The following is a 384-nucleotide window of genomic DNA, read 5'->3' on the forward strand; positions in this document are numbered from 1 at the left end:
GCCGGCGCGTCGTTGACGCTGGTCACGTTGATGGTCAGCGTGTTCGCGCTCTGGTCGAGGTCCACCCCGCCATTCGCCACCCCGCCATTGTCCTGCACCTGGAACGTGAAGCTCGCGTAGCCCGTCCCGTTCTCGTTGGCGTCGGGAACGAACGTCAGCTTGCCCGCCGCAAGGTCCGCCGCCGACACCGAGAACCCGGCCGCCACCTGCGCCGGGGTGATCGCCACCCCGTTATACTTGAGCGTGCCGTCCCCAGGCAGCGTGCTGATCTTCACCGCCAGCAGGCTGTTCGCCGGAGCGTCGTTCGGGTCCGTAAAGCCGAAGTCCGCCGCCGCGAACGTGTAGGTCGTGTCCTCGTTGGTGGTGACCGCATTGTCGGTCCCC

At 67.4% G+C, this 384-nt stretch carries 1 protein-coding gene; it reads right to left on the minus strand.

Annotation, left to right across the window (positions count from 1 at the left end):
* Positions 1-384: cadherin-like domain-containing protein (locus tag LZ538_RS13160; protein WP_249832492.1), on the minus strand; the 384-nt coding region annotated here is incomplete at both ends.

The sequence above is a fragment of the Sphingomonas hankyongi genome, assembly GCF_023516575.1.
Taxonomy (GTDB): Bacteria; Pseudomonadota; Alphaproteobacteria; order Sphingomonadales; family Sphingomonadaceae; genus Sphingomicrobium; species Sphingomicrobium hankyongi.